At 63.5% G+C, this 24,282-nt stretch carries 23 protein-coding genes; 15 read left to right on the forward strand and 8 right to left on the reverse strand.

Annotation, left to right across the window (positions count from 1 at the left end):
- Window positions 1–162: 162 nt before the first annotated feature.
- The 3 genes from phbB to ACGYKA_RS14975 all read right to left on the reverse strand — a co-directional run bounded on the left by phbB (window position 163) and on the right by ACGYKA_RS14975 (window position 3,142).
- On the reverse strand, window positions 163–885 hold the full coding sequence (gene phbB, locus ACGYKA_RS14965; RefSeq protein WP_209218289.1) for an acetoacetyl-CoA reductase: 723 nt from the start codon (window positions 883–885) through the stop codon (window positions 163–165).
- A gap of 75 nt (window positions 886–960) precedes the next feature.
- Window positions 961–2,136 carry an acetyl-CoA C-acetyltransferase gene (locus ACGYKA_RS14970; RefSeq protein ID WP_209218288.1) on the reverse strand — a complete coding sequence of 392 codons (1,176 nt, stop codon included), beginning with the start codon at window positions 2,134–2,136 and terminating at the stop codon, window positions 961–963.
- 163 nt (window positions 2,137–2,299) lie between these two features.
- Window positions 2,300–3,142, reverse strand: coding sequence for an EAL domain-containing protein (locus ACGYKA_RS14975; RefSeq protein ID WP_394411516.1), 843 nt, complete (start codon window positions 3,140–3,142; stop codon window positions 2,300–2,302).
- A gap of 106 nt (window positions 3,143–3,248) precedes the next feature.
- Between ACGYKA_RS14975 and ACGYKA_RS14980 the strand changes: the two genes are divergently transcribed.
- The 5 genes from ACGYKA_RS14980 (at window position 3,249) to ACGYKA_RS15000 (ending at window position 7,590) form a co-directional block, all read left to right on the forward strand.
- Window positions 3,249–3,818: a DNA-3-methyladenine glycosylase I gene (locus ACGYKA_RS14980; RefSeq protein ID WP_271688190.1), complete on the forward strand. Its 570-nt coding sequence runs from the start codon at window positions 3,249–3,251 to the stop codon at window positions 3,816–3,818.
- Window positions 3,819–3,988: 170 nt separating this feature from the next.
- On the forward strand, window positions 3,989–4,609 hold the full coding sequence (gene rpsD, locus ACGYKA_RS14985; protein WP_067262232.1) for a 30S ribosomal protein S4: 621 nt from the start codon (window positions 3,989–3,991) through the stop codon (window positions 4,607–4,609).
- 187 nt (window positions 4,610–4,796) lie between these two features.
- Window positions 4,797–5,879, forward strand: a complete 1,083-nt coding sequence (gene hisC, locus ACGYKA_RS14990) for a histidinol-phosphate transaminase (RefSeq protein WP_067262230.1) — start codon at window positions 4,797–4,799, stop codon at window positions 5,877–5,879.
- Window positions 5,879–6,799 (forward strand): prephenate/arogenate dehydrogenase family protein, encoded by a 921-nt coding sequence (locus ACGYKA_RS14995; protein ID WP_271688189.1) that lies wholly within the window; start codon window positions 5,879–5,881, stop codon window positions 6,797–6,799. Before hisC ends, ACGYKA_RS14995 begins: the two co-directional genes overlap by 1 nt.
- Complete coding sequence (locus ACGYKA_RS15000) at window positions 6,796–7,590, forward strand: extensin family protein (protein WP_271688188.1); 795 nt, start codon at window positions 6,796–6,798, stop codon at window positions 7,588–7,590. The genes ACGYKA_RS14995 and ACGYKA_RS15000 overlap by 4 nt, the downstream gene beginning before the upstream one ends.
- A gap of 7 nt (window positions 7,591–7,597) precedes the next feature.
- Here the strand turns inward: ACGYKA_RS15000 and ACGYKA_RS15005 are convergent, their stop codons facing one another.
- Entirely contained in the window at window positions 7,598–8,605 is a 1,008-nt protein-coding gene (locus ACGYKA_RS15005; protein ID WP_394411513.1) for a DUF2125 domain-containing protein, read from the reverse strand.
- 66 nt (window positions 8,606–8,671) lie between these two features.
- Here ACGYKA_RS15005 and ACGYKA_RS15010 point away from each other — a divergent pair, with 66 nt between their 5' ends.
- The 3 genes from ACGYKA_RS15010 to ACGYKA_RS15020 all read left to right on the forward strand — a co-directional run bounded on the left by ACGYKA_RS15010 (window position 8,672) and on the right by ACGYKA_RS15020 (window position 12,410).
- Complete coding sequence (locus ACGYKA_RS15010) at window positions 8,672–9,202, forward strand: gamma-glutamylcyclotransferase (RefSeq protein WP_394411510.1); 531 nt, start codon at window positions 8,672–8,674, stop codon at window positions 9,200–9,202.
- Between the two features lie 71 nt (window positions 9,203–9,273).
- Entirely contained in the window at window positions 9,274–10,473 is a 1,200-nt protein-coding gene (locus ACGYKA_RS15015) for a biopolymer transporter ExbB (RefSeq protein WP_394411507.1), read from the forward strand.
- The gene (locus ACGYKA_RS15020; protein ID WP_394411504.1) at window positions 10,473–12,410 is read left to right on the forward strand and encodes a peptidoglycan -binding protein; all 1,938 of its coding nucleotides are present in this window, start codon (window positions 10,473–10,475) and stop codon (window positions 12,408–12,410) included. Before ACGYKA_RS15015 ends, ACGYKA_RS15020 begins: the two co-directional genes overlap by 1 nt.
- 15 nt (window positions 12,411–12,425) lie before the next feature.
- Here the strand turns inward: ACGYKA_RS15020 and ACGYKA_RS15025 are convergent, their stop codons facing one another.
- The 3 genes from ACGYKA_RS15025 to gloB all read right to left on the reverse strand — a co-directional run bounded on the left by ACGYKA_RS15025 (window position 12,426) and on the right by gloB (window position 16,640).
- Window positions 12,426–13,379, reverse strand: coding sequence for a M23 family metallopeptidase (locus tag ACGYKA_RS15025; RefSeq protein ID WP_394411502.1), 954 nt, complete (start codon window positions 13,377–13,379; stop codon window positions 12,426–12,428).
- Complete coding sequence (clpA, locus tag ACGYKA_RS15030) at window positions 13,376–15,697, reverse strand: ATP-dependent Clp protease ATP-binding subunit ClpA (RefSeq protein ID WP_394439102.1); 2,322 nt, start codon at window positions 15,695–15,697, stop codon at window positions 13,376–13,378. Before clpA ends, ACGYKA_RS15025 begins: the two co-directional genes overlap by 4 nt.
- A gap of 175 nt (window positions 15,698–15,872) precedes the next feature.
- Window positions 15,873–16,640: a hydroxyacylglutathione hydrolase gene (gene gloB / locus ACGYKA_RS15035; RefSeq protein WP_394411496.1), complete on the reverse strand. Its 768-nt coding sequence runs from the start codon at window positions 16,638–16,640 to the stop codon at window positions 15,873–15,875.
- A gap of 63 nt (window positions 16,641–16,703) precedes the next feature.
- Between gloB and ACGYKA_RS15040 the strand changes: the two genes are divergently transcribed.
- The 7 genes from ACGYKA_RS15040 to ACGYKA_RS15070 all read left to right on the forward strand — a co-directional run bounded on the left by ACGYKA_RS15040 (window position 16,704) and on the right by ACGYKA_RS15070 (window position 23,098).
- Window positions 16,704–17,450, forward strand: coding sequence for a class I SAM-dependent methyltransferase (locus ACGYKA_RS15040; RefSeq protein ID WP_067262215.1), 747 nt, complete (start codon window positions 16,704–16,706; stop codon window positions 17,448–17,450).
- A 294-nt stretch (window positions 17,451–17,744) separates the two neighbouring features.
- Window positions 17,745–18,305, forward strand: coding sequence for a F0F1 ATP synthase subunit delta (locus ACGYKA_RS15045; RefSeq protein ID WP_067262214.1), 561 nt, complete (start codon window positions 17,745–17,747; stop codon window positions 18,303–18,305).
- Window positions 18,306–19,844: a F0F1 ATP synthase subunit alpha gene (gene atpA, locus ACGYKA_RS15050; RefSeq protein WP_209218275.1), complete on the forward strand. Its 1,539-nt coding sequence runs from the start codon at window positions 18,306–18,308 to the stop codon at window positions 19,842–19,844.
- Window positions 19,845–19,859: 15 nt separating this feature from the next.
- Complete coding sequence (locus ACGYKA_RS15055; RefSeq protein ID WP_394411493.1) at window positions 19,860–20,741, forward strand: F0F1 ATP synthase subunit gamma; 882 nt, start codon at window positions 19,860–19,862, stop codon at window positions 20,739–20,741.
- 18 nt (window positions 20,742–20,759) lie between these two features.
- Window positions 20,760–22,184, forward strand: coding sequence for a F0F1 ATP synthase subunit beta (gene atpD, locus ACGYKA_RS15060; protein WP_209218274.1), 1,425 nt, complete (start codon window positions 20,760–20,762; stop codon window positions 22,182–22,184).
- A gap of 12 nt (window positions 22,185–22,196) precedes the next feature.
- On the forward strand, window positions 22,197–22,637 hold the full coding sequence (locus tag ACGYKA_RS15065; protein WP_394439104.1) for a F0F1 ATP synthase subunit epsilon: 441 nt from the start codon (window positions 22,197–22,199) through the stop codon (window positions 22,635–22,637).
- 110 nt (window positions 22,638–22,747) lie between these two features.
- Window positions 22,748–23,098 carry an H-type lectin domain-containing protein gene (locus ACGYKA_RS15070; RefSeq protein WP_067262736.1) on the forward strand — a complete coding sequence of 117 codons (351 nt, stop codon included), beginning with the start codon at window positions 22,748–22,750 and terminating at the stop codon, window positions 23,096–23,098.
- Between the two features lie 76 nt (window positions 23,099–23,174).
- Here ACGYKA_RS15070 and ACGYKA_RS15075 read toward each other — a convergent pair whose 3' ends face one another.
- A complete protein-coding gene (locus ACGYKA_RS15075; RefSeq protein ID WP_067262737.1) occupies window positions 23,175–24,194 on the reverse strand; it encodes a ribose-phosphate pyrophosphokinase in 1,020 nt (339 codons plus the stop codon).
- Between the last annotated feature and the right edge of the window lie 88 nt (window positions 24,195–24,282).

Below are 24,282 nucleotides of genomic sequence, written 5' to 3' on the forward strand. Positions count from 1 at the left end.
CCCTTACCGCGCAATGCGGCGCTTTTGATCGCTGTCTTTCCGCTTTGGCGGGGCGGCAGACTGGATGGCCAGTAAGTGCCGCATTCGGCTTTCATTTGTCGCATTAAATAAGGCCAGTCTTTGGAAAAGACTGGCCCATTAAATTTCCAGAACATCGGCCCGTCAGACGACGAATTGCGCCCCATTGGCCGAGATGGTCGAGCCGTTGATGAAACCCGCATCGTCGGAGACGAGGAAGGCCACCGCGCGGGCGATTTCTTCGGGCTCTCCCAAACGTCCGGCGGGGATCTGCGCGATGATGCTTTCGCGGACCTTTTCGGGCACGGCCATGACCATATCGGTCGCGATATAGCCGGGGCAGATGGCGTTGGCGGTGATGCCCGCGCGCGCGCCTTCTTGGGCCAGTGACTTCACGATGCCCAGATCACCCGCCTTGGTCGCGGCATAGTTCACCTGTGCGAACTGCCCCTTTTGCCCGTTGATCGAAGAGATCACGACAACGCGCCCGAACTTGCGTTCGCGCATGCCGGGCCAGACCGGGTGGATCGTGTTGAAGACGCCGGTCAAATTGGTGGCGATGACTTCATTCCACTGGTCGGGGGTCATTTTGTGAAAGGGTGCGTCGCGGGTGATGCCTGCATTGGCGACCACCACCTCGATGGGGCCAAGCTCGGCTTCGACTTGTTCGATCCCCGCTTTGGAGGCGTCGTAATCTGCCACGTTCCATTTATAGGTCTTGATGCCGGTCTCTTCGGTGAATTTCGCGGCGGCTTCGTCATTGCCGGCATAGGTGGCGGCGACGGTATAGCCTTTGTCCTTCAGCGTGGTCGAAATGGCCGCGCCAATCCCGCGACTTCCCCCGGTGACCAAAGCGATGCGTGACATGTAATCCCTCCCTCAAGGTAATGTTCTTGCAAATGCATGTTTCGGCGCGCAAGAAAGTTGCGCGCCGATTTAGTCTTAGGGGCGCTCTAGGCACATGGCAACACCCATACCGCCGCCGATACACAGCGTCGCCAAACCTTTCTTGGCGTCACGGCGCTGCATTTCGAACAGCAGGGTGTTGAGCACCCGCGCGCCCGAGGCACCAATGGGGTGGCCGATGGCGATGGCGCCGCCGTTGACGTTCACGATTTCCGGATCCCAGCCCATTTCCTTGTTCACGGCGCAGGCCTGTGCGGCGAAGGCTTCGTTGGCTTCCACCAGATCAAGGTCTTCGGGCGACCAACCGGCTTTCTCCAGCGCCTTGCGCGACGCATAGACGGGGCCGACGCCCATGATCGACGGGTCGAGACCGGCAGTGGCATAGGAGGCGATGCGTGCCAGCGGCTGAATGCCGCGCTTTTCGGCCTCATCCGCGCTCATCAGAAGCGCACCCGCCGCACCGTCGTTGATGCCCGAGGCATTGGCCGCGGTGACGGAGCCGTCCTTGGTGAAGGCCGGGCGCAGCTTCTGCATCGCTTCGATATTGGCGCCGTGGCGGATGTATTCGTCCTGATCGACAACCGTCTCGCCCTTGCGGGTCTTGATGGTGAAGGGAACGATCTCATCGGCGAATTTGCCAGCCTTCTGCGCGGCTTCGGCCTTGTTTTGCGAGGCGACGGCGAATTCGTCCTGCTGGTCGCGGCTGATCTGCCATTTCTCGGCCACGTTCTCGGCGGTTTGGCCCATGTGGTAGCCGTTGAACGCATCCCAGAGGCCGTCGCGGATCATCGTGTCGATGAATTGCAGATCGCCCATCTTCTGGCCCGCGCGGAGGTTTTGCGCATGGGGGCTGAGGGTCATGTTCTCTTGCCCGCCAGCGGCCACGATATTCGCGTCCCCCAGTTGGATATGCTGAGCCGCCAGCGCCACGGCGCGCAGGCCCGAGCCGCAGACCTGGTTGATGCCCCAAGCTGCGCTCTCTTTCGGCAGCCCTGCGTTGATATGCGCCTGACGCGCCGGGTTCTGACCTTGGGCGGCGGTCAGCACCTGCCCCAGAATGGTCTCGGAGACTTCGGACGGGTCCACCCCGGCGCGGGCCACCAGTTCTTTCAGAACGGCGGCACCAAGGTCATGGGCGGGCGTATTGGCGAACGCCCCGCCGAAACTGCCCACGGCGGTCCGGGCGGCGGATGCGATGACGACATTGGTCATGATGTGACTTTCCTCTACCTTGTTGGGCGGGGGCACACCGACACGCGCCATCGTCGGGCGTGGGCGCTCCCGTCCCTCTGAGGTAGTGATAGCGGATGCGCTGCAATGCGGCAACTGAGCAGGCAGCCCGCCGCCGCAGCCCCGGCGGCCTGCCCGCGCGGGCCTAGCCGGTGGCCCGCACCCGGTCGAAATTCAGCCATGGGGGCCGGGTGGTTGGCGCGGCGAAGTGGTAGCCTTGCAGGCAGTCGACGCCCATCTCGGTCAGCACCGCCGCATCGGCGGCGTTCTCGACGCATTCGGCCACGGTGAGCATGTCGAAATGCGTGGCGATGGACATCAGCGCGGCGGTCAGGGCGCGGTTGTCGGGGTTGGTGGCGATGCCCCGAATGAACTGCCCGTCAAGCTTCAGGACATCAAAGTAGAAATCCTTGAAATAGCGGATCGCCGTTTGCCCCGCCCCGAAATCATCCATGGCAAAGCAGATGCCGTGGGGCTGCAACTGGTTCATGAAGCTTGTCACCAGTTCCGGCACCATCATGGCCGAGCTTTCCGTGATCTCAAGGATCAGCCGTTCGCCCAAGGTCGCGTCGCGGGCCAGCCAGTGGCGCAAGACGCGGGTCCATTCCTGATACCCGATGGAGCGGGCGGACATATTGATTGACAGCCGCAGCCCGGGATGGTGGTGCAGCGCGTTCAGCCCAAGACGCAGGGCCAGAACATCCACCTGCCGCCCGGTATCCGTGTCCTCGATTGCGGGCATGAAATCCTTGGCCGGAATCACGCGACCCGTGGGATCAAGCAGGCGGATCAGCCCCTCGTGAAAGGCCACATTTGTCGGATCGCTGGCCAGCATGACGGGCTGGAACGCCAGCAGCGTTTGGCGATGGGCCACGGCCTCGCGCACCATTTCAAGCGTCGCGGCATCGCGCTGCATCACCGCATGGTTCAGCGGGCTGTCCCCACCGGGGGGAACGTCGGCGAAAGGGCGTTGGAATCGACGGGGCACGGCGGTACTCTCTTGCTGTCCTGTGATTGGTATGGGCGCAAAGGTGATAATACGGTCTTAATCGGCGGCGATTTCCGCGGTGGATCGCGCAGGGGGAGAGCCGAAGATGCAGCGCTGTGACTGGGCCGGGGATGACCCGATTTACCGAGACTACCACGACACCGAATGGGGCGTGCCCGAATATGACAGCCGCGCGCTTTGGGAAAAGCTGATCCTTGACGGGTTTCAGGCGGGGCTAAGCTGGATCACGATCCTTAAAAAGCGCGATAATTTCCGTGCGGCCTTTGCCGGGTTCGACCCGCATCAGATCGCCGAATGGGGCGAGGCGGATGTGCTGCGCCTGCTGGGTGATCCGGGCATCATCCGCCACAGGGGCAAGATCGAGGCCGCCATCACCAACGCGCGCGCATGGCAGGAGGTGGAGGCGCGCGAGGGGTTCGACGCCTTCATGTGGCGCTATGTTGATGGCAAACCGCTGCAAAACCGCTTTGCCACACAGGCCGAGGTGCCGCCGAAGACCGCCTTGTCCGAGCAGGTGAGCAAAGACTTGAAGAAAGCCGGTTTCAAGTTCTGCGGGCCGACGATCACCTATGCTTGGATGGAGGCCTGCGGGCTGGTGAATGATCATATCCTGACCTGTCACCGCCACGCGCCCTGCGCTGCGATGGCACGGTAGGGGCGGGGCGTATCAAAATCGCCGAAAATCCCCCGTTGACTCCCCGCCATGGCCCCGTATAAGCGCCCCTTCATTGGTGTTGGTGGACCCCGCAAGGGGAAGCCTGTCGGGCTTCGGCCAAAGGACAACGCCCTTTACCGCCCCTCGGGGCCTTATAAAGGAGATCAGCCGTGACAAAACGCACAGCTGCCAAGCACAAACTAGACCGCCGTATGGGCGAAAACATCTGGGGTCGTCCGAAGTCCCCGGTGAACCGTCGTGAATACGGCCCCGGCCAGCACGGCCAGCGCCGCAAGGGCAAAATGTCGGATTTCGGCATCCAGCTGCGTGCCAAGCAGAAGCTCAAAGGCTACTACGGCGACCTGACTGAGAAGCAGTTCCGTCGCATCTTCGGCGAAGCCGAGCGTGTTAAAGGCGACACCGGTGAAAACCTGATCGGCCTGCTGGAGCGCCGTCTGGACGCCGTTGTTTACCGCGCCAAATTCGTGCCGACCGTTTTCGCCGCACGCCAGTTCGTGAACCACGGCCACGTCAAAGTGAACGGCCGCAAGGTCAACATCCCCTCCTACCGCGTGAAAGAGGGTGACGTGATCGAAGTGCGTGACCGTTCCAAGCAGCTGACCTCGGTTCTCGAAGCCGTGCAACTGCCCGAGCGTGACGTGCCCGACTACCTTGAGTGCGACCACTCCAAAATGACCGCGACTTTCGTGCGCACACCGAGCCTCGGCGACGTGCCGTATCCGGTCGTCATGGAGCCGAACCTCGTCGTGGAATTCTACGCGAAGAACTAAGCTTCTTCGCCTGTCGAATACCAAAGGCCGCGTGGTGCAGACCACGCGGCCTTTTTCGTTGCGCGCGAGGGGGAGGGGGCGCAGCAATGCAACAGCCCGTCCGCGGGCGCCGCGGATGCAGAATGATTCTGGCATCACCGCGACACCCCCGATAGAAGGGCGGCAGTAGCGTGAGGATGAGAGCGAGATGACACAGATCGCACCGCAACCGGGCATTATGGAGATCGACCTTTATCAAGGGGGTGCGGCGCATGTCGCGGGCCTTGAGAATGTGGTCAAGCTCAGCTCGAACGAGAACCCGCTGGGCCCCAGCCCCGCCGCCGTCGAAGCCTATCGCCGCGCGGCCTATGACCTGCATCGCTACCCGTCCTCCGACCATAGCGCCCTGCGCGCCGCCATTGCCGAGGTTCTGGACCTCGATGCCGAGCGGATCATCTGCGGCGCGGGTTCGGATGAGATCATCGCCTTCCTCTGCCAAGCCTATGCCGGACCGGGGACCGAGGTGGTGCATACCGAGCACGGCTTTGCCATGTACCGCATCTCGGCGCTGGCCGCAGGTGCGACGCCCGTTGAAGTCCCCGAGCGTGAGCGGGTGACCGATGTCGATGCCATCCTCGCCGCCTGCACCGAGGCGACGCGGCTGGTGTTCATCGCCAACCCCAACAACCCCACCGGCACGATGATCGGTCTGGCCGAGCTTGAACGGCTGGCCGAGGCACTGCCGCCGCAGGCGCTTCTGGTGCTCGACGGGGCCTATGCCGAATATGTTGAGGGCTATGACGGGGGTGCCGCCTTGGTGGACCGCCGCGACAACGTGGTGATGACGCGCACCTTCTCCAAGCTCTATGGGCTGGGCGGGCTGCGCATCGGCTGGGGCTATGGGCCGGGCCATGTGATCGACGTGCTGAACCGGGTGCGCGGGCCGTTCAACCTGTCGCAGGCCGCGCTTAACGCCGCCGAGGCGGCGATGCGCGACCGCGCCTATACCGACCATTGCCGCGCCGAGAACGCCCGCTGGCGCACCTGGCTCGCCGATGCGCTGGCCGAGATCGGCGTGCCCTCAGACGTCTCGCTCGCCAATTTCGTGCTGGCTCGTTTCGCCAACCAGGCCGAGGCCGAGGCTTGTGACGACTACCTCAAGACCCAAGGGCTGATCGTGCGCCGGGTGGCGGGCTACAACCTGCCCAACTGCCTGCGCATCACCGTGGGCGATGAGAGCGCCTGCCGCCGCGTCGTCCATGCGGTGCGGCAGTTCAAGGGGGGCAACTGATGGCGCAGATCTATGACAGGGTCGCCCTGATCGGGTTGGGGCTGATCGCCTCCTCGCTGTTCTGGGCGATGAAGCGCGGCGGTCTGGCGGGCGAAGTCACCGGCTATGCCCGCAGCGACGAGACCCGCGCCACGGCGCGCGAGATCGGCCTCTGCGACCGGGTCTGCGACAGTGCCGCCGAGGCTGTCGCGGGCGCCGATCTGGTGGTGCTCTGCGTGCCGGTGGGTGTCATGGGCGCCGTGGCCGCCGAGATCGCGCCGCATTTTGCGCCGGGTGCCACGGTGACGGATGTGGGTTCGGTCAAGGCCGACGTGATCGCGCAGGTCGGGCCGCATCTGCCCGATGGCGTGCATTTTATCCCCGGCCACCCGCTGGCGGGGACCGAGCATTCCGGCCCGCGCAGCGGCTTTGCCGAGCTCTTCGACAACCGCTGGTGCCTTCTGGTCCCGGTGGAAGGCACCGACAAGGACGCCATCGCGCGGCTGCGCGCGCTCTGGGAAGGGGCGGGTGCCAATGTGGAGGAGATGGACGCCGAGCATCACGATCTGGTGCTGGCTGTCACCTCGCACGCGCCGCACCTCATCGCCTATACGATGGTGGGCGTGGCCGACGACCTGCGCCGGGTGACCGACAGCGAGGTGATCAAGTATTCCGCCGCCGGTTTCCGCGACTTCACCCGGATCGCGGCGAGTGATCCCACGATGTGGCGCGATGTCTTTCTGACCAACAAGGACGCGACGCTGGAAATCCTTGGCCGTTTCACCGAGGAGCTTTTCGCCCTGCAACGCGCCATTCGGACCGGCGACGGCGAGCATCTGCACGCCTATTTCACTCGTACCCGCGCGATCCGGCGCGGCATTATCGAGGCGGGGCAGGATACCGACGCGCCCGATTTTGGCCGGGGCGCGCCCAAGTCATGAAGGGCTGGGCTGTCCTGCCGCTGATCATGCTGGGGCAAATCGCCTTGGCTGCGGGGCCGGACAGTTCTGAGCGCCCCGTGGCGCGTCAGCAGGGGGATAGCTTGCCGGTCAGCGTCGCCCCCGGCGGCGCGATCGCCCCGCCCGAACGTGACCCCGCCGCCCGTGCCGCCGCCGAGGGCGGGCAGGGGATGAAAGCATCGCTCCGTCCCACCCTGCGCAGCGCCAAGGTCGAACAGGCCGCCCGTGCGCGGCAGCGGATGTTGGCCAAGGGCGCGGTCTGCGGCGATCTGGCGATACAGGGCAGCCGGGTGGGCCGGGTGCCGGGCCGGATCAGCGGTTGCGGGGTTGAGAATGCGGTCAAGATACGCTCGGTCTCGGGCATCCGGCTTGGCACCGCGGCGGTGATGGATTGCACCACGGCCAAGGCGCTGAACACATGGGTGCGCCAATCGGCGGTGCCCGCCTTGGCGGCGCAGGGCGGGGGGCTGAGGGAGCTCAAGGTCGCCGCGCATTACGCCTGCCGGACGCGGAACAACCGCAAGGGCGGTAAGATCTCCGAACATGGCAAGGGCCGCGCGATCGACATTTCCGGGTTTGCTCTGGCGGACGGCAGCACGATCAGCCTGTTGAAGGGCTGGCGCGCGCGGCGCAGCAGCGCGGCTTTGCGACGGATGCACCGGGGCGCCTGCGGGCCGTTTGGCACGGTGCTGGGGCCAGAGGCAGACCGCTTTCACCAAGACCACTTTCACTTCGACACGGCGCGCTATCGCAGTGGCAGCTACTGCCGCTAAGCGGCCGTTAGGGCTGAACCAACCGCGGCGCGGGGCCAAGCGGAATCCCTGCCAGCATCATCTGACCGTCCGTAAAGATCAGGTCGAGGTCCAATCCGCCCGGCGTGCCGCCCCGCGCTTCCAACAGCCGCAGCATGGTGTCGACCTGCCCGCGCATCGACGGCGGCAGAAAGCCCGCGCGTTCGCCCGCGTCCAGCAGTTTGGTCCAATTAGTGACCCGCAGGCTCAGCACCCCATCGGGAATGCCCGCGGCGTCAAAGGTCAGCGCCCCCTCGGCGCCCAAAGCCACCTCGCCCCAAGCGGCATCCACATTCTCAACCGTCAGCGCGTCGATCTGCGGCAGGGTGCCCGCCATCGCGCTGTGCCGGTCCAGCGGGCGGGCAAAGGTCACGGCCATCCGCGCCGAGAGGATCGGCTGCCCGCCGGGCTGGCCCGCGCCATCGCCCAAGACCTTGCGCAGCAAGGGGCCGGGGTTGATGCCGCCGAGCAGCAGCGCGATGTCATAGTCCCGCGCCGCACTGCCCGATTGCGCGATCCGCATCCGCGGCTCTTCGGCCTTCAGCAGCAGCCCGTCGGGGCCGTCGACCTCCAGATGCGTGCTGCGAAGCTCCATCGCCTCCAGCTGAAGCGAGGTGCCGGGATGCAGTTCCAGATCGGCGCGCAGGTCGCGCATCTTCAGCGTCAGGGGCAATGCGCCTGCGGGCAGGTCGGCCGCCGCAACGGGCGCGCGGGCGGAGAGATCACCGGGCCACCAGACCGGGGCGGAGAGATCAAGCTGCGGGGCTTCGAATGCCAGACCGCGGGCCGGGTCTGCCACGGCAAACCCGCTCAGCCGGTTTTGCAAGGACAGGGGAAAGCCCGCTTTGTCGATGTCTTTGAGCGTCACCTCCCAACCCGCCGCGCGGCGGGTGTCGAGCAGGCGGGTCAGGGTGCTTTGCATCTGCGTCGTGGCGGCAGCCCACCACGCGCCCCAAAGTGCGGCGAGCACAATCAGCAGCCAAACCAATTTCCGCATTTCGATAGCCCTTCAAATCGTGCTTCAGATGCGGTTTACCGAAGGCCAGCAGAAAGGACCAGCAGGATGACAATGTGGGTATTTGGCTATGGCAGCCTCTTGTGGAACCCCGGTTTCGAGGTAGCGGAAAGCGTGATCGCCACGCTGCCGGGCTATGCGCGATCGTTCTGCATGCGCTCGATCCATCACCGGGGCACGGTCGAACAGCCGGGGCTGGTGCTGGCGCTTGACGAATCCGTCCGCTCGGCCTGCGAAGGCATGGCGATGCGGGTGACTGCGGGGCAGGAGGCGCAGACGTTGGAGTACCTGCGCGAGCGTGAGCTGATCTCTTCGGCCTATGTCGAGAAGAACCTTACCGTGCATCTGACCGATGGCCGCGACGTGGAGGCGGTGACCTATGTGATCGACGCGGCGCATGAGCAATATTGCGGCGGGCTGCCCTTGGAAGAACAAGCGCAGATCATTGCCCGCGCCGTAGGCGGACGCGGACCAAATACCGAGTATTTGATCAACACCGCCGTGCATCTGTCCGAAGTGGGCTTGCATGACCCCGCGTTGGAGTGGTTGCATGGTCGGGTGAAGGCTTTGACCTCATAAAAACTTGGCAACTCTTTGCCGTTTCAGTGTAAGCTGCGGCAAGAGCAGAACAAAGGGTCAGGAAAGGCCGCATGGCACAGCCAGACCGCAAGGCAAAACCGCAGTTTTCACAACCGGTGCGTCAGATTTCTCTGATGCTGATCGCGCTCGGCCTCACGGGGGCCGGGGTTTTTCTGGCGCTGCCCCGGGTGCTGCCGATCTTTGCCGCGAACCCATGGCTGAATGGGGTCATCATCTTTGTCTTCATCGTCGGTGTGCTGGCCTGTTTCTATCAGGTGATGCAGCTTATCGGCTCGGTCCGCTGGATCGAGGATTTCGCCGCTGGCAATGCCGAACCCGATGCCAAACCGCCGCAGTTGCTGGCGCCTTTGGCGTCGCTTCTGCGCCAACGCGGCGCGCGGATGCAGGTCAGTACGACCTCCACCCGGTCGATCCTCGATTCCGTCGCCTCGCGCATCGACGAAGTGCGCGAAATCACGCGCTATATCGTCAATATGTTGATTTTCCTCGGCCTTCTGGGGACGTTTTACGGGCTGGCCACGACCGTTCCGGCGGTGGTCGATACGATCCGCTCCCTCGCCCCCGGTGAGGGGGAGGCGGGCGTCGATGTCTTTGGCCGTTTGATGACCGGGCTTGAGGCGCAGTTGGGCGGCATGGGCGTGGCCTTCGGCTCCTCGCTTCTGGGGCTTGCGGGCTCACTCGTGGTGGGGTTGTTGGAGCTTTTCGCGGGCCACGGCCAGAACCGTTTCTATCAAGAGTTGGAAGATTGGCTGAGTTCCATCACGCGGGTCGGGCTGACCTCGGGCGATGACGTGAGCGACCAGAACATCATGGCCAGCGTGATGGATCAGATGGTCGAACAGATGGCCGAAATGCAGCAAATGTTCACCCAATCAGACGTCAGCCGCGCCATGGTCGACGACAAGCTGGGCAAGCTGGCCGATGCCGTGGACCGGATGACCACGCGGATGGAGCATGATACCACCACCAATAGCGTGCTGGAGCGGGTGGCCGATGGGCAGGACCGGTTGATCGCCACGCTCGAAGGTCAGGTCGCGGGCGAAGGGATCGACGCAGAAAGCCGGATGCGCCTGCGCTCCATTGACGTGCAGATGCTGCGTATCTTGGAAGAGATTTCTGCCGGGCGGCAGGAAACCATGGCCGAATTGCGCAAAGATATCTCTCTGCTGGCCAAGGCGCTTTCCGGGCAACGCGCCCCTGAGGCCCGCCGCCTGCGGGCCAGCGATATCCCCGGTGGCGGGGACCAGTAATGGCACTTTCCCGGCGGACAGGCGCACGGTTTCAGGGCTCCATCTGGCCGGGGTTCGTCGATGCGATGACCGGGCTTTTGCTGGTTTTGATGTTCGTGCTGACTATCTTCATGGTGGTGCAATTCGTCCTGACAGAGCGGATCAGCGGGCAGGAAAGCGAGCTTAACGAATTGGCCGGAGAGGTCGCGGCCCTTGCCCAAGCGCTTGGCGTCGAGGAACGCACCACCGCGCGGTTGGAGGCGCGGCTTGGCGCGCTGAATGCCTCACTGAACGACGCGCGTGATGAGGTGTCGCGACAAGAGGCGGTGATCGCTGGGCTGACCTCTGAACGCGACGCGCAAGCGGCTGCCTTGCAGGCGGCGGAGGCCGAGATCACCGGGTTTGAGGCGCGGGTGGCCGCGCTCTTGGCCTCGCAGGCGGAAGATCAGGCGCGCATCGGTGACTTGGAAGACCGCGAAGCCGCGCTGTTGGATGAGCAAGAGGCGCTGAACCTCGCGCTTAGCACCGCGCGGGAGGAGATCGACGCGCAGGCGGAAACGGCCCGGCTTGCCGCCGCGAAACGCGAGGCGTTGGATGCGCTGGTGGCCGATCTGCGGGCGCAAAACGCCGAAGCCGAGGCCGAAGTCGCCGCCCTCAATGCCGAGGTGGCGGAGGCCGAAGAGGCGCTCAGCGCCGAGGAAGCCGCCCGTCTGGCCGAAGCCGCAGCGGCGCAGGCGCTGCGCGACCGGCTGGAGGATGCGGATGCGGAATTGACAGCCATGACCCTTTCGCTTGAGACGCAGCGCAAGAAGGCCGAAGAGACGCTGACCCTTTTGGCCGCCGCCCGCGCTGCGCGAAGCGATCTCGACAGCGAACTCGCCGCAGCGCTTCTGAGGTTGGAGACATTGGAGGAAAGTGGCGAAGTGTTGGAGGCCGAACGCGCCGCGCTCGCCGAAGAGTTGGAAGCAGCAGAAGGCACCGAAGAGGACTTGCGCGCGCGGTTGGCGCAGGCCAAGGCGACCGAGCAGGAATTGAACGGCCGCTTGGCCGAGGCGCTGGCCCGTGTGCAATCCCTTGAGGAAGAGGGCGAAGCGCTGAGCGGCACGCAGTCGGATCTGCGCGAACGTTTGGCGCAGGCGCTGGCGGCAAAACTCGCGGCGGAGACTTTGGCCGAGGATAAGACCACTGCCGCGGAACGTCGCGCTGCCCTTTTGGCGCAGGCCGAAGAAACGCTGGCCGAGGAGAAAGCCGTGAGCGCCGCGGCGCAGCGGCAGACCGAGTTGCTGAACCAGCAAGTCGCGGAACTGCGCGCGCAACTGGGGAACCTACAGGCGCTGCTCGATGACGCGGTGGCGCGGGATGCGGCGAAATCGGTGGAATTGCAATCGCTTGGCTCCGAGTTAAACACCGCGTTGGCGCGGGTCGCGGCGGAGGAACGCCGCCGCGCCGAATTGGAAGCGGCAGAGCGCAAGCGGCTTGAGGAAGAGAGCAAGAACCTCGCCCAGTACCGCTCAGAATTCTTTGGGCGGTTGCGTGATCTGCTGGGCAATCAGGAGGGTGTGCGGATCGAAGGCGACCGTTTCGTCTTCTCCTCCGAGGTGCTTTTCGCGCCGGGCAGTGCGGTGCTGAGCCAAGACGGGCAGGGTGAGATCGCCAAGGTCGCGGGTATTCTCCGCAGCGTGGTGGACGACATCCCGCCCGAGATCGATTGGGTGATCCGCGTCGATGGTCACACCGACAATGTACCGCTTTCCGGCTTTGGAGAGTTTGCGGACAACTGGGAACTCAGCCAAGCGCGGGCGCTGTCGGTGGTCAAATATATGGTCAATTTCCTCGACATCGCGCCGGATCGTTTGGCCGCCAATGGCTTTGGCCAGTATCAGCCCGTGGCCGAGGGCAATACCGAAGCCGCGCGGGCGCAGAACAGGCGGATCGAGTTGAAGTTTACCGAGAAGTAGGCAGGCAGCCCCGGCCTATCGCAGGGTCAGAGCGCCGGTCTTTTCGTCGATCACACGGTCCTCGCGCAGCAGGGTGAGCTTGCCCGTATAGCGCCCGGCTGGCCATGGCGCAGAAGCCGCGCGTTTGCCAATGGCGCGGAAGGCTTGCGCCTGCGGCTTCTCCATCACCACATCCCTTTCGATGACCGTGCCGTTTGGTCCCGCGAGGCTGAGGCGCAGCACGTCATCCTTTCGCGTGCCATAGCTGTAGCCGTAGATAACCAAAGCAGGGGCCTCTTTGGGCAGGCTGTCGCGATGGGCTTCGCCCGCCTTGATCTCATCATAGCTGGGCACGCGGTCGGCAAAGCCAAGCGCAATCAGCCCGCCGGGGCGGTAGGGCGGGGTGTCTTGCCAGAGGGTTTTGCGCGGTTCGACGTCACAACTATGGTCTTCGGGGGCGAATGGATCGACGGGCTGGCCGTGATGGCGCAGCGACAGGTGCAGATGCGGAAAGGCCGCTTTGCCGGACTGGCCAACGAGCCCGAGAGCGTCGCCAACCGCCACCTCTTGCCCTTCCTGCACGCGGAGCGAGCCGCCGCGGAGGTGGCAGTATTGCGTCTCCCATCCCTCGCCGAGGTCGATCACCACGCCGTTGCCGCATTCGCGCCCTTGGACTTCCAAAAGCGGCGCGCCATCTGGCATCCCGTCCCGGAGCCCTCTGACCACCCCCGTCGCCGCCGCGCGAACGGTGACACCCGCCGCCATCGCCGCGCGGTCGGGCAGGGCGAAATCCGTGCCCTTGTGGCCGTCATAGGTCAGGCCGGAACAGCGGTAGTCCTCTGCGCCGCCGCTCGGGTCGCGGTCCATATATTGTTGGATGTGGCAGTCCTGCCCAAGGGTGCAATCCAGCGGGAAGGCCAATTGCAAATCCTCCGCCAGCGCAGGGCTGGCGGAGGAGAGGATCAGGGCCAGTGCGGCCCGATAGATCATTCCGCGGTGAGCAGCGGGGGCCGATCACCGGAAAGACGCTTGCTTTCGCTGCCCAAGACTTTGAGAGTCAACTCATCATCCTTGACGCCGACCTTGACGACACCGCCCTTGGCCAGCTTGCCAAAGAGCAGTTCCTCGGCCAGCGGCTTCTTGATGTGCTCTTGGATCACGCGGCCCAAGGGACGCGCGCCCATCTTGTCGTCGTAGCCCTTGTCGGCGAGCCATTCGGCGGCCTTCTTCGACAGTTCGATGGTCACGTTGCGGTCCATCAGCTGCGCTTCGAGTTGCAGCACGAACTTCTCGACCACCCGCAGGATCACCGACTTCGGCAGCGGTGCGAAGGAGATCACGGCGTCCAGACGGTTGCGGAACTCTGGCGTGAAGGTCCGCTCGATGGCGGCGGTATCCTCGCCCTCGCGGCGGTCGCGGCCAAAGCCCACAGCCGCTTTAGCCTGTTCGGAGGCGCCCGCGTTGGAAGTCATGATCAGCACCACATTGCGGAAATCCACCGTGCGGCCATTGTGATCGGTCAGTTTGCCGTGGTCCATCACCTGCAACAGGATGTTGTAGACGTCCGGGTGCGCCTTCTCCATCTCGTCGAGCAGCAGCACGCAATGCGGATGCTGGTCCACGCCATCGGTGAGCATGCCGCCTTGGTCAAAGCCGACATAACCCGGAGGGGCGCCGATCAGACGGCTAACTGCGTGTTTCTCCATATATTCCGACATGTCGAAACGCAGCAGTTCCACGCCAAGGGTGTCGGCCAATTGCTTGGCCACCTCGGTCTTGCCGACACCGGTGGGGCCAGCGAAGAGGTAGTTGCCGATGGGCTTGTCCGGCTCGCGCAGGCCCGCGCGGGACAGTTTGATCGCCGAAGACAGCGCCACGATGGCGTCGTCCTGACCGAAGACCACCCGCTTGAGCGAGCTTTCCAGATCCTTCAGCACCACCACATCGTCTTTGGAGACATTCTTCGACGGGATGCGGGCGATCTTGGCCACCACGGCCTCGACCTCCTTGGTGCCGATGGTCTTGCGGCGCTTGGAGGCGGCGACGAGGTGCTGTGCGGCACCAGCCTCGTCTATCACGTCAATCGCGCTATCGGGCAGCTTGCGGTCGTTGATGTAGCGATGCGCCAGTTCGACGGAAGTCTTGATCGCGTCAGAGGTGTATTTGACGCTGTGATGCTCCTCGAAATAGGGCTTGAGACCCTTCAGGATCTTGGTGGCGTCTTCGACCGAAGGCTCGCTCACGTCGATCTTCTGGAACCGGCGGCTCAGCGCGCGGTCCTTCTCGAAGTGCTGGCGGAACTCTTTATAGGTGGTGGAGCCCATGGTGCGCAGCTTGCCGCCCTGAAGCGCGGGCTTCAGCAGGTTGGAGGCATCCATCGCGCCGCCCGAAGTGGCACCGGCGCCGATCACAGTGTGGATCTCATCGATGAAAAGCACCGCGTCCTTGTGATCCTCAAGCTCGGTCACCACGGCCTTGAGCCGCTCTTCGAAGTCACCGCGGTAGCGGGTGCCCGCCAAGAGCGCGCCCATGTCGAGCGAGTAGATCGTGGTATTGGCCAGCACCTCGGGCGTTTCACCGGCAACGATCTTGCGCGCCAGACCTTCGGCGATGGCTGTCTTGCCCACGCCCGGATCCCCCACCAGCAGCGGGTTGTTCTTGCGTCGGCGGCAGAGCACTTGGATGCAGCGCTCGACCTCGCCCTCTCGGCCGATCAGCGGGTCGATGTCGCCTTCGCGGGATTTGGCGATAAGGTCCACGCAGTATTTCGCCAGCGCGGATTCCTTCTTGTCGCCATCGGTGACGCCTTGGGCCTCTTCCTCGGTCTCGGGCGCGCCTGTGACGGGGCGGGATTCCCCATATGCCGGGTCTTTGGCGACACCATGGGCGATGAAGTTCACCGCGTCATAGCGGGTCATATCCTGCTCTTGCAGGAAATAGGCGGCGTTGCTCTCACGCTCGGCAAAGATGGCGACCAGCACGTTGGCGCCCGTCACCTCGGTCCGGCCCGAGGATTGCACATGGATCGCGGCGCGTTGGATCACGCGCTGGAAAGCCGCCGTTGGCACCGCTTCGGAACCGTCGATGTCGGTGATCAGATTGCTGAGATCATCGTCGACGAATTCCACCAGCGTATCGCGCAGGTCGGAGACATCGACGGAACAGGCTTTCATGACCTGCACGGCATCGGGTTCATCGAGCAAGGCCAGCAACAGATGTTCAAGCGTTGCGAATTCGTGGCGGCGGGCATTGGCCAGCGCGAGGGCCGCGTGGATTGCCTGCTCAAGTGTAGTCGAGAATGAAGGCACGGGCGTGCTCCTTTTCGATCGGGGTCGGTGAGGTGCTGAGATGTCTCAGGCCTCGGTCCGACCATGGCCTCATAGTATTAGAGTTTGGTTGATCATGGCCCATCTTCAAGAAGATTCTGGTCCGAATCGGTCACATTTGCCGTGAGCGAGGACTTTAAGCCATGATTGCAGGCGCTCAGAACTGGTCTTTTCGCCTGCGGATTTCGGTGAACACTTCCGTGTCGGTGGCGTCTGGCATCCCCAAGGTCGCGCGGATGGCCGGGTCGGCGGGGCGCAGGAAGGGATTGGTTTCTAGTTCCAGTGAAAGCGACGAGGGGACGGTCGGCTGTCCATTGGCACGGGCGCTGTCGATGTCCTTGGCCCTTGATATAAGGGCGGGATTGTCCGGATCAACGGTCAGGGAGAATTTTGCGTTGGCGGCGGTGTATTCGTGGCCCGAGCAGATCGTCGTGTCACGGGGCAGGGCGGCGAGCTTTTGCAGGCTTTCCCACATCTGCGCGGGCGTGCCCTCGAACAGGCGGCCGCAGCCAAGCGCCATCAGGCTGTCTGCGGTAAAGGCTGCTTTGGCCTTGGGCACATGAAAGGCGATATGGCCGACGGTGTGGCCAGATACGTCGAGCACTTGGGCCGCAAGCGCGCCCAGCTCAATGCTGTCACCCTCGGCCACCGCGCGGTCGAGCGGGGGCAGGCGGTGGGTGTCGGCCTTGGCGCCGATCACCTCGGCGGGGAAGCGGGTGAGCAGTTCGGCCAGACCTTGAACGTGGTCGGGGTGGTGGTGGGTCAACCAGACTTGGCTCAGCGTCCAGCCGCGGCGGTCAAGCTCTGCCATGATCGGCGCGGCCTCGGGTACATCGACCAGCGCCACCGCGCCGCTGTCATGGTCACGCAGCAGAAAGGCGTAGTTGTCCGACAGACAGGAAATCGTGACCAGATCAAAGGCCATGGCGTCTTACCTCGCTGTGTTGTTATGGTCCGGTAAGAGTGACACTCACCAAGGCGGGCTGCAATGCATCTTGATGTACAGGATCTGCGCAATTTCTATTATCGCAGCGCGTTGGGACGTGCGGCGCAGAAATCCCTGCGCGGGCGGTTGTTGGAGCTTTGGCCCGAAGCGAAGGGCCAGACCGTTGTCGGCTTTGGCTTTGCCGCACCCCTGCTGCGCCCCTATCTGGCGGATGCGCGGCGGGTGATGGTCTTGATGCCCGGCCCGCAGGGGGTGATGCCTTGGCCGGCGGGGATGCCCAACACCTCGGTCCTGACGGAAGAGACGCTTTGGCCGGTCGAGACGGGGGCGGTGGATAAGCTGGTGCTGATGCACGGGCTCGAAACCTCCGAACGGCCCAGCGAGCTGCTGGACGAATGCTGGCGTGTGCTGGGGCCGGGGGGCAAGGCGCTGTTTATCGTGCCAAGCCGCGCGGGCATGTGGGCGCGGCGCGACCGCACGCCTTTCGGCTATGGGCGGCCCTATTCGCCGGGGCAGCTAGAGACGCAGTTGCGCAAGCATCAGTTCCTGCCGGAACGGCACCTTGGCGCGCTTTATCAGTTCCCTTCGCAACAGCGAATCTGGATGAAATCGGCGCCTTTGTTCGAAAAAATCGGACGTCAGATGCCGACGATGATGGGCGGCGGCGCGATCTTGGTGGAGGCCACGAAACTGGTTTACCCGCCGCGAGGCCGCCCGCAACGCAGCACCGCGAGGCGTGCCATCGGGGTGTTGGAGGGGATGGCAGAGCCGCAGGCCAAACCGGTCTAAACGCCTCAGCGCCTTGTAGACTTAGCGCATGCAGCGGGCGAGGGGACTGGATTCGTGGGCCCGCTCCAGCGGTGAGTGGGGTGGCATTTTTCTGCGGCAAAGAGCCGCGATAGGCCGCAGCCCTTGCAATATTGCAGCACGCCGCGACATTACCTGCCTATACTGTGTTGCCGGGCGTGAACCTGTCTGCTACATCGCCCCTGATTTAGACGTCTTGGGTAACTTCAAGCCGCGCCAACTGCTGGTGACGCGACATCTTCGCATATCCGGCGCTTATTGAACGAGAGGATGGACGTGTCCGAACCTGCTTCCATTTCCACCGGTATCGCGGAACGTTATGCGACAGCCGTGTACGATCTGGCCCGCGAGGCCAATCAGGTCGATGCCATCGAGGGCGATCTTACAGCGCTTGAAGCGGCATTGAACGACAGCGACGATTTTCGCCGCCTGACCACTTCGCCGCTCTATACCCGCGAAGAGCAGGAGCAGGCGATCAAGGTGCTGGCCGAAAAGATGGGCCTGACCAAGACCATGGCGAACACGCTGCAACTGATGGCGCAAAAGCGCCGCCTGTTCGCGCTGCCCGCGCTGGTTAAAGCGCTGCGCGAGACCATTGCCGAAGCCAAAGGCGAAATCACTGCCGAGGTCACAACGGCCAAAGCACTGACGAAGACACAGTCGGACAAGCTGGCGAAATCGCTGACCGCTTCCACCGGCAAAAAAGTATCACTTCATGCGACCGTTGATGAAAGCCTCATCGGCGGTCTTGTCGTCAAAGTGGGCTCGAAGATGATCGACACCTCGATCCGCTCCAAGCTCAATTCCCTCCAGAATGTAATGAAAGAGGTCGGATAAATGGGTATCCAAGCAGCAGAGATTTCTGCGATCCTGAAGGACCAGATCAAGGATTTCGGTCAGGAAACCGAAGTGGCCGAAGTGGGTCGCGTTCTCTCCGTCGGTGACGGTATCGCCCGCGTCTATGGTCTGGACAACGTTCAGGCCGGTGAAATGGTAGAATTCCCCGGCGGCATTCAGGGCATGGCCCTGAACCTCGAAGCCGACAACGTGGGTGTCGTTATCTTCGGCTCCGACCGCGACATTACCGAAGGCGACACCGTCAAGCGCACCAACTCCATCGTGGACGTGCCAATCGGTGACGAACTGCTGGGCCGCGTTGTTGACGGTCTGGGCAACCCCATCGACGGCAAAGGCCCCATCGGGGCCACCAAGCGCGGCATCGCCGACGTGAAGGCACCGGGCATCATCCCGCGTAAATCCGTGCACGAGCCGATGGCCACTGGCCTCAAGTCCGTCGACGCGATGATCCCGATTGGCCGTGGCCAGCGTGAGCTGATCATTGGCGACCGTCAGACCGGCAAGACCGCCGTCGCGCTCGACGCAATGCTGAACCAAGCTCAGGTCAACGAAGCCGCTGGCGACGACGAGAGCAAGAAGATGTACTGCGTCTACGTCGCGATCGGCCAGAAGCGCTCGACCGTGGCGCAGCTGGTGAAAAAGCTCGAAGAGACCGGCGCCATCGACTACTCCATCGTCGTGGCCGCGACCGCTTCCGAGCCCGCGCCGATGCAGTTCCTCGCACCCTATGCCGCCACCGCGATGGCCGAGCATTTTCGCGACAACGGCCGCCACGCGCTGATCATCTACGATGACCTCTCCAAGCAGGCCGTGTCCTACCGTCAGATGTCCCTGCTGCTGCGCCGCCCGCCGGGCCGCGAAGCTTACCCGGGCGACGTTTTCTACCTCCACTCCCGCCTGCTCGAGCGCTCCGCGAAGCTGGGTGACGAAGCTGGCAACGGCTCGCTGACGGCGCTGCCGATCATTGAGACCCAAGGTGGCGACGTGTCCGCGTTTATTCCGACCAACGTGATCTCGATCACTGACGGTCAGATCTTCCTTGAGACCGAATTGTTCTACCAGGGCATCCGTCCCGCCGTGAACACCGGTCTGTCGGTGTCCCGCGTGGGCTCCTCGGCCCAGACCAAGGCGATGTCCTCGGTCGCTGGTCCGGTGAAACTGTCGCTGGCCCAGTACCGCGAAATGGCGGCCTTCGCCCAGTTTGGCTCCGATCTGGACGCCGCGACCCAGCAGCTGCTGAACCGTGGTGCGCGTCTGACCGAGCTGATGAAGCAGCCGCAGTACGCGCCGCTGACCAACTCCGAAATCGTCTGCGTGATCTACGCCGGTACCCACGGCTATCTCGACAAGGTGGACATCTCGGACGTCGGCCGTTTCGAAGCGGGTCTGCTGGCGCATCTGCGCAGCAAGCATGACGACCTTCTCAAGGACATCACCAACAATGACCGTAAGGTCAAAGGCGAGTTGGAAGAGAAGATCAAAGCCGCCATCGACGGTTTCGCCGCCGACTTCGCTTAAACGGGAGATAAGGCAATGCCAAATCTCAAGGACCTGAAGAACAGGATCTCGTCGGTCAAATCGACCCGCAAGATCACCAAGGCCATGCAAATGGTTGCCGCGGCGAAACTTCGCCGCGCGCAGGAGGCTGCCGAGGCTTCGCGTCCCTATTCTGAGCGGTTCAATGCCGTGATGGCAGGGCTCGCGGTCAGCGTCGGCGGTTCCGACAGCGCGCCCAAGCTGCTCAGCGGCACGGGTGAAGACAAGGTGCATCTGCTGGTGGTCATGACCGCCGAACGCGGGCTGTGCGGCGGCTTCAACAGCAACATCGCGAAGAAGGCCAAGGCCCATGCGCGCGATCTGCTGGCCCAGGGCAAAGAGGTGAAAATCCTCACCGTTGGTAAGAAAGGCCGCGACGCGCTGCGCCGCGATCTGGGCGTTCATTTGGTGGGCCATGTTGACCTCAGCGAAGTCAAAAAGATCGGCTACGGCGACGCGCAGAACATCGCGCAGGACGTGCTGAACCGCTTTGACGCGGGCGAATTCGACGTGGCGACGATCTTCTACGCGAAGTTCGTCAACGTGGTCATGCAGACGCCGACGGCGCAGCAGATCATCCCCGCCAAATTCGACGGCGAAGAAGGCGACGACAGCGCAGCGTCCACATTGTTTGACTATGAACCCAGCGAGGAGGCGGTCTTGGCCGATCTTCTGCCGCGCGGGGTCGCCACGGCGATCTTCTCGGCCCTGCTGGAGAACGGTGCATCCGAACAGGGTGCCCGGATGTCGGCGATGGACAACGCCACACGCAACGCGGGTGAGATGATCGACAAGCTGACCATCGAGTACAACCGCTCGCGTCAGGCTGTCATCACCAACGAGCTGATCGAAATCATTTCCGGCGCGGAAGCGCTGTAAGCAAATCGGAGACACGACATGGCAAAAGCTGTCGGTAAAATTACACAGGTCATCGGCGCTGTCGTTGACGTTCAATTCGAGGGCGACCTGCCCGAGATTCTCAACGCGCTCCACACCGAGAACCAAGGCAAGACGCTGGTTCTCGAAGTGGCGCAGCACCTTGGCGAAAACACCGTGCGTGCCATTGCGATGGACGCCACCGAAGGTCTGGTCCGCGGTCAGGACGTGACCGACACCGGCGACCAGATCCGCGTGCCCGTCGGCAACGCGACCCTGGGCCGCATCATGAACGTCACCGGCGAAGCCGTGGACGAGCAGGGCCCGGTCAACGCGGACAACTCCCGCGCCATTCACGGCGAAGCGCCCGAATTCGCGGCCCAGTCGACCGAGACCGAGATCCTCGTCACCGGCATCAAGGTCATCGACCTGCTGGCTCCCTACACCAAAGGTGGTAAGATTGGCCTCTTCGGCGGTGCCGGCGTGGGCAAGACCGTTCTCATCATGGAACTGATCAACAACATCGCCAAGGTGCACTCGGGTCTCTCCGTGTTCGCGGGCGTGGGTGAGCGGACCCGTGAGGGCAACGACCTCTACCACGAGATGATCGAATCCGGCGTTATCGTTCCCGACAACCTCGTCGATTCGAAAATTGCGCTGGTCTACGGCCAGATGAACGAGCCTCCGGGTGCGCGTATGCGGATCGCCCTGACCGGCCTGACATTGGCCGAGCAGTTCCGCGACGAATCCGGTTCCGACGTTCTGTTCTTTGTCGACAACATCTTCCGCTTCACACAGGCCGGTTCCGAAGTGTCCGCCCTTCTGGGCCGTATCCCTTCGGCCGTGGGCTACCAGCCGACGCTGGCGACCGACATGGGCGTCATGCAGGAACGTATTGCCTCGACCAAGAACGGCTCGATCACCTCGGTGCAGGCCGTCTACGTTCCCGCGGACGACCTTACCGACCCCGCGCCGGCGACTTCCTTTGCGCACCTTGACGCGACGACGGTTCTCGACCGTTCGATCTCGGAAAAGGGCATCTACCCGGCGGTTGACCCGCTCGGCTCCACCTCGCGTCTGCTCGACCCGCTGATCATCGGCGACGAGCACTACAAGGTGGCGACGGACGTCCAGCAGGTGCTGCAGCGCTACAAGTCGCTTCAGGACATCATCGCCATTCTCGGCATGGACGAGTTGAGCGAAGAGGACAAACTGACCGTGGCCCGCGCCCGTAAGATCGAGCGTTTCCTCAGCCAGCCCTTCGACGTGGCGAAAGTCTTCACCGGGTCCGACGGCGTTCAGGTGCCGCTGGAAGAAACCATCGCGTCATTCAAGGCCGTGGTTGCCGGTGAGTATGACCACCTGCCCGAAGGTGCCTTCTACATGGTTGGCGGCATCGACGAAGTGAAGGCGAAAGCCGAGAAAATGGCGGCAGACGCCGCTTAAGGAGCGCTGACAATGGCAGACACAATGCAATTCGACCTCGTTTCGCCGGAACGGCGGCTGGCATCGATGCAGGTGACGGCCGTGCAGATTCCGGGCACCGAGGGCGACATGACGGCCATGGCCGATCATGCGCCCACCATCACCACCCTGCGTCCGGGCCTTCTGCGCGTGGAAGGGCCGGAGGGCACGACCGAATATGTCGTGACCGGCGGCTTCGCCGAAATCGGCGGTCAGGGCGGCGTGTCTGTGCTGGCGGAACGTGCCGTGGCGCGTGCCGACATGACGCAGGAGCAGATGGACAGCATGGTGGCAGAGGCGCATGCCGTCTACACCCGCGCCAAGGGCAACTGGGAGAATGAGCCCGGTCCCGTGGATGACGCCGCCAAGCTGCTCTCCGATATGGTTGCCGTTGGCGATCACATCGGATTGTCAAGCAAGCAGCCCAACCTGTAATGCGTTGAAAATTCGTAAAAAGCCCCGCTTCGGCGGGGCTTTTTGCTTTTCTGCCTCTCGCTGCTGCGGCATCATTGTGCAGTGAACAAAAAAGCGGGCAGGCTAGGGATATGAAACGACTGCGCAGCCATACCATCGGCGTGGACAACGGCGATGTCATGCTGTTTTCAGAGTTCGAAGACGGCGGTTCGATGTGGACGGGCCATGGCCAGCGTGAACGCCGCCGCCGGATCAATTTTTCCGAACCCTTCCGAGAGCCGCCGCATGTTCAGGTCACGATGTCGCTTTGGGACATTGATGCCAGCACCGTCACCCGTGCCGACATCTGCGCCGAGGCGGTGACCGAGGCAGGCTTTGACATGGTGTTCCGCACATGGGGAGACACCCGCGTCGCACGGGCGCGGCTGGCTTGGACGGCGATTGGATCACTGGGGGAGGAGGATGACTGGGTCATCGGCTAGGCCCGTCGCTTCGGCGGGAGGGGCCTAGAAGGCGCGGGCGGCCCGTTGGGGCCGGCCCTAGATCACAGCACGCGGCTTAGCTCGCGGCATACATCCCGTCATAGATCGGGCCCAGCGTTTCCGCCTCGAACAGCGAGGAGACGGAGGTGCCGTTCCAGATGTTCAGGATCGCTTGGGCGAACATCGGCGCGGTGGGCACGATGCGGATATTCGGCGCTTTCTTGACCGCGGGGGTCGGCGCGATGCTGTCGGTGATGACCAGCGATTTCATGACCGAATTGGCCACACGTTCGACCGCCGGGCCGGACATGACGCCATGGGTGATGTAGGAGTGTACCTCCTTGGCGCCGTTCTCCAGCAGCACTTCGGCGGCTTTGCAGAGCGTGCCTGCGGTGTCGCAGATGTCGTCCACGATCAGGCAGGTCTTGCCTTTCACGTCGCCGATCACGGTCATCTCAGCCACTTCGCCCGCTTTCTCGCGGCGTTTGTCGACGATCGACAGGGGGGAGTTGATCCGCTTGGCCAGCTCACGCGCGCGGGCCACGCCGCCGACGTCGGGGCTGACGACCATCAGCTCATCCATACGGTCTTTGAAAGCGTCCTTGATATCCAGCGCAAAGATCGGGGAGGCGTAGAGGTTGTCGACCGGAATGTCGAAGAAACCTTGGATCTGCGCGGCGTGCAGGTCCATGGTCAGGATCCGCTCGATCCCGCTGCCGGTCAGCATGTTGGCGACCATTTTGGCGGTGATCGGCGTCCGTGCCTTGGTGCGGCGGTCCTGACGGGCGTAGCCGAAATAGGGCAGCACCGCAGTGACCCGCGCGGCCGAGGACCGGCGCAGCGCGTCGGCCATGATCATCAGTTCCATCAGGTTGTCGTTCGCGGGGTTCGACGTGGGCTGGATGATGAACATATCCTCGCCGCGCACGTTCTCATAAACCTCGACGAAAATCTCGCCGTCGTTGAACCGTTCGACCCGCGCATCGACAAGGCCGACATTGACGCCGCGGTGCAGCGACATGCGCCGCGCGATGGCCTTGGCAAGCGGCATATTGGCATTGCCTGAGATCAGTTTAGGTTCTGAAGTGCGTGGCATAGGGGCTCCGGGGCAGCGGTAGGTTGCAGATTCGTGACGTTGACACCGCTTAGCATGCGCTTACGGTCGGGCAAAGCTGCACCGCCCC

It is taken from the genome of Sulfitobacter sp. 1A15106, assembly GCF_043556995.1.
Lineage (GTDB): Bacteria > Pseudomonadota > Alphaproteobacteria > Rhodobacterales > Rhodobacteraceae > Sulfitobacter > Sulfitobacter faviae.